The sequence below is a fragment of the Priestia sp. KCTC 13724 genome (genome assembly GCF_056820425.1).
Genome location: NZ_JBXDLD010000148.1, coordinates 1 through 4744 on the forward strand (window position 1 = coordinate 1; position 4744 = coordinate 4744).

Annotated in this window: 7 protein-coding genes; 3 read left to right on the plus strand and 4 right to left on the minus strand. The window is 36.0% G+C overall.

Annotated features, from left to right (window positions below):
• Positions 1-97 precede the first annotated feature (97 nt).
• Complete coding sequence (locus tag AC1UFB_RS16945; protein ID WP_482589535.1) at positions 98-307, plus strand: hypothetical protein; 210 nt, start codon at positions 98-100, stop codon at positions 305-307.
• A gap of 92 nt (positions 308-399) precedes the next feature.
• Positions 400-543 (plus strand): hypothetical protein, encoded by a 144-nt coding sequence (locus AC1UFB_RS16950; protein ID WP_176031323.1) that lies wholly within the window; start codon positions 400-402, stop codon positions 541-543.
• Positions 544-605: 62 nt separating this feature from the next.
• Here the strand turns inward: AC1UFB_RS16950 and AC1UFB_RS16955 are convergent, their stop codons facing one another.
• Together AC1UFB_RS16955 and AC1UFB_RS16960 are read right to left on the minus strand one after the other, a co-directional pair.
• Positions 606-1040, minus strand: coding sequence for a hypothetical protein (locus AC1UFB_RS16955; RefSeq protein ID WP_025909942.1), 435 nt, complete (start codon positions 1038-1040; stop codon positions 606-608).
• A gap of 128 nt (positions 1041-1168) precedes the next feature.
• Positions 1169-1735, minus strand: coding sequence for a GNAT family N-acetyltransferase (locus AC1UFB_RS16960; protein ID WP_061785275.1), 567 nt, complete (start codon positions 1733-1735; stop codon positions 1169-1171).
• A gap of 222 nt (positions 1736-1957) precedes the next feature.
• Here AC1UFB_RS16960 and AC1UFB_RS16965 point away from each other — a divergent pair, with 222 nt between their 5' ends.
• Positions 1958-2755, plus strand: a complete 798-nt coding sequence (locus tag AC1UFB_RS16965; protein ID WP_100347157.1) for a sulfite exporter TauE/SafE family protein — start codon at positions 1958-1960, stop codon at positions 2753-2755.
• A gap of 35 nt (positions 2756-2790) precedes the next feature.
• Here AC1UFB_RS16965 and AC1UFB_RS16970 read toward each other — a convergent pair whose 3' ends face one another.
• Entirely contained in the window at positions 2791-3468 is a 678-nt protein-coding gene (locus AC1UFB_RS16970; RefSeq protein WP_061785277.1) for a class D sortase, read from the minus strand.
• A gap of 1 nt (position 3469) precedes the next feature.
• Complete coding sequence (locus tag AC1UFB_RS16975; protein WP_482589536.1) at positions 3470-4576, minus strand: processed acidic surface protein; 1107 nt, start codon at positions 4574-4576, stop codon at positions 3470-3472.
• Positions 4577-4744: the final 168 nt, after the last annotated feature.

Here is a 4744-nt window from a genome sequence, read left to right on the forward strand (position 1 = left end):
AAAATAATAAAATTGAAGATTTTGAGTCTTTTTAATAGTTAATTTAAATTAATGCAACACTAGTGACTATAAATATAATAAAAAGGTTCCAAAGCAGTTGATAGATGAATTAAAGGAAGCGGCGGTTACAGCAGCCGAATTAGATCGCAAAATGGAAAAGCTTCATGAAGAAATCAATTACTTAAAGCTTGTAGACGATGAACAAGAAGAAGCAAATGAATTTGAGATTAATCACATGAAGTTTCCTTTACCCGATGAATTATTAAAGCTTGTAACAAACGATAAAAAGAAGCTGGGACATAAGTAATTCAGTCAATGATAAACCTGAACGATTGAGAGGTCCTCATTTTTTGATCGTTCAGGTTTTTTGATGATTGTGAAAACAATGTTGGAAACAGGGTGGAATGGAGCGTAGGACACTCGACTCCTGCGGGAAAGAGAGGAAAACGTGAGATCCCGCAGCGCAGCGAGGAAGCTCGGATTCCTCTCCGCGGAAAGCGAGTGGCCGTAGCGCAATGGAACGAACGTGTTCAGGTAACGTAAAGAGGTGAGAAAAGGGAGTGTTCATCTTTTTGGAAATTTGTTTTGTTATGTCCCACCCTCTTTTAGAAAATGATGATAAATTCATGAATAAGTAATAATAGAAAGAAGAGAGTCACAATGAGGTGTTGGTTATCGGGAACAAGGTTTGTTCTAATGGAGGGGAGTATTTTACTTGTTCTGCTATAAAGCTGTTCATATTCATGTTTTGTCACTCGGTGAGCACCTAAAAAATACGGAAACCACCAAGTGAAGATGTGAGAAATGAATAAGATAATAGTGATAACAAAAGCTACCTTAGTAGTAAAAGGTAAATTAATGTACATACAGCAACCAATAGTTAAAAGGGGAATATATTGATACAACAGCTCACTTTTGCGATGGACAGACGTTTTCTTTTGAAGATCGTTAAATGGATATAAAGGACATAAGTTTTTAATTAGTAGATAGACAAAAAATAAGACAACCACTAATAAGCTCCATGCATGTAAAGAAATCATTGAACTCACTCCTATGATGTTAGCCTACTAATATATATACGATTTTCAAGAGTAAACATTCTGAATAAGGCATGGTTTAATTTACGTGAAAAAGCCACATTAGCGCATGACAGCGCTAGTGTGGCTTTTTATAATGCTGTTTCTTTTGAATTTAGCTTCTTCCATTCATGTTGGAGAATTCCATAAATCACAAGGTCATGGTAATGGTCATATAAATATTCTCCGTCACGACAAATGCCTTCTTCAGTAAAGCCTAATCGTGTGGGAACGGCACGGCTTTTGTGGTTATCAACCCCACAGCGAATTTCTACTCGGTGAAGTTTCAGCGTATCAAATGCGTAAGTAAGGCAACCGTGTACAGCTCTGGTCATAATACCTTTTCCTTGAAACTGCTCCCCAATCCAATAGCCAAGGCTAGTGCTTTTATTCCCCCAGTTAATTGCATGAAATCCAACCATGCCAGCAATTTCATCATAGTAGCGAATAATTGCTTGAAAACCTTGATTGTTATAATATTGAGTTCGCCATTCGGGGATTAAATCATCGTAATCGGAGATGCTTCTCATACTGTCAACCCACGGCAACCACTCCCGCAGATAAGGTCGTGATTCATTTACAAGAGATAAAAGTGGAAATGCATCACTTGGCTCAATTAACTGTAAACTAATCTCTTTATCAATTTTATACTCAAACATAAAACAACCTCCGAAATTAATAAGAATAAGCATTAAATATACCTTTATCATAGCATATTTATAAACTGTTTTTTCGAATTTTTCTATAGTTCAGAATGGTTTTAGAATCATAAAAAGCCAAATAAATGGTAAGAATTATCTTACATGAAAACAAGACAGTGCTATAATGAGAAAGGATGAACTACTACTAAGGCTACATGTTGTAATTTAGAAGGTGACAAGATGGACGTACAATTATTACTGACAGTATTTGCGTTGGGATTTTTAGGCTCATTTTTAGCGGGTATGTTTGGTATTGGAGGCTCGGTTATTTTATATCCAGTTTTACTTTTTGTACCACCCCTTATTGGAGTAGGGGCATTTACAGCGCATGAAGTAGCGGGAATCGGAGCGGTACAGTCTTTATTTGCATCAATTTCTGGAACGCTTGCCTATAAAAAAGGCGGCTTTTTACATAAATCACTTATCATTTATATGGGAACGAGCGTGTTGCTTGGAAGTCTCGTTGGTTCAACTCTGTCTAATTCGTTTTCAGAAGATACCATTAATTTAATCTATGGAGTAATGGCTACAATTGCTGCAATTCTTATGTTTACACCTAAGAAGCCTACACAAGATGAGAACAAAATGGAGGTCTGGTTTTCAAAAAAACTAGCTGTTCCGCTTTCTTTAGCCGTAGGTATATGTGGAGGGATTGTGGGAGCAGGTGGTGCTTTTTTGCTTGTTCCAATTATGATTACCATATTAAAAATACCGGTAAGAGTGACAATTGCTAGCTCACTAGCAGTGACCTTTTTATCTTCAATTGGAACAACCTTCGGAAAAGTGGCTACTGGACAAGTGTTAGTGCTACCTGCGCTGATGATTATCGGTGCAAGCTTACTAGCAGCGCCAATTGGAGCATTTGTTGGTCAAAAGACAAAAGTGAGTTCCCTTCAAGTTGTTTTAGCTATTGTTATTACCGCGACTTCGTTAAAAATCTGGTTTGATTTACTAAAAAAGTCAATCTCTTTCCATTAAATAAAAAAGATAGCGTGATTTAAACGCTATCTTTTTTATGTTGTTTTTGAAGAAACAAGATGTGCCACTAGGATGTAGCGTTCTGGCGCAGAACCTATAAAGTTAAAAGGGTAACAAGTACTGACTGTTAGAGTAGCTCTTGGTTTAGGAACAATTACGGTTCGATCATCGGCATCGACAATTCGCACTTTATTAACTCGATACGTAAATGATCCCGCTTCTGTATGAACTAATAACAAGTCTCCTTCTCCAACTTCCCCTAGTTTTCGAAAGACTGTATCACGATGACCGGATAGCACAGAATTGTCGCTTTCTCCAGGCAACACGCTGTCTGCAAAATGACCAACGCCTTTTTCAAGCTCATCTTCGTTAGTACCATGATAAATTGGAAGCGTAGCCTTCAGCTTTGGAATTTCTAGTTCACCCATTAAGTCTCCTATTTTAGGCTGTGAAGGATAAGATGCATCTTTCTTTTTGATTTCCTTTAAAGAACTGCTGTTTTCTTTCTCTATAGGCTGTCCTGCTTTTGCTTCAGCAGGTGCTGTTACCTGTGGTTCAACAGCACCTGTTTTATAAGCAAAATATCCTTTAGCAAACTTATAAGCATTAGTAGTGGTAAACCATAGGCCGAAACAAAGAACCCCTACAATAATCGAAAGAAAAATCAATCGCTTTTTGCGACTGATTTTTCCTTTTGAACTTCTTGGTTCCATATCATGCTCGTCTCACTTTACGATATGCAGCAAATGCTAACAAAACAAGGGCTGATCCAATTAAAGTGTTTAATAAATAGTCTGAAGCCGTATTTGGTAAGCGAGCTCCTTTAACAGTCTTCTTTACTTCAGCTTTTTTTACTTCTATTTTTTGAACTTTTTCTTTAACAGGTGCTTGTTTTACAATGTTATTTACATTTTGAGCAGATTTTTCAATGCTCGTTCCTGTGTTTGCAACCGTATCCGAATTAACCATTTCACCTGTGATAATCATATCAGCTAAAAATTTGCCGTCAGCTGTATATAGGTTAATTTTTAAGCTAGCATTTTTTAATTCTTTCATATTCATTAAATCAAATAAAGATAACGTCTTTTCGGTTCCGTCTTGAATCAACGTATATGTTGCTTTCATTTTAAAGATAGAAAGCATTTCGTTATAAATTGACATTAGTTCCGCAATTTGATCAGAAGTTAGTTCAGTTGTTGTATCAAAGTCTTCAAAAGCTGCTAGACGCTCGGCAAGTGCCATTAAGCGATTTAACGTTTCTTCATCCGCAAGCTCATCTTCAATTGACATTAAGTGATCGTTAATGCGCTCTAACTCTTCACGCGTTAGTCCAAACTCATCTTCCAACATTTTTAAAGTAGATTCAAAATCATCAGTACTAATCTCGTCCGCATACTCTTCATCATCGGCATAGTCAAACTCATCTTCTAAATAGAAAAAAACTGTTTGGTCTAAATCATCAACAAATACGTAATCATTTAAATCTTCACCATTTTCTTCTAATAATGATTGAAGAGATTTTTGATTTAAGTCATAGCTTTCATAGATAGAGCTTAAATTGCTTAAGTCGCTTTTGATGACGTCACCCAAAAAATCTTTTAATTCTTCCACAGTATCAAAGTTTGATAATTCCTCATCGTAAAGTGAAAGTGAAAACTCAATATCATCTTTTGAAACATCAAACCCACGAGTAGTACTGACAGTTGTTAAATATTTCGTCAAGTCTGCTTCAAATGTTTTGGACTGAGCAGCAAATGACACAGCAGGAAAGCAACTAATCATCAGTAGTAAAGCAAGTAAAATTGAAACCCCTTTTTTCATCTCTCATTCTCCTTTTTATGTAGTCTAGAAGATTATAAGTTATGAGTAATATTTTTACAATACTAGATATTAAAGTTTTTATATGGGGAATTATAACTTTTATATAAGTTTTACTTAATAATCCGGCATATGAACACCGGCTATTCTTTTTAAAATTTGCTCAGATGC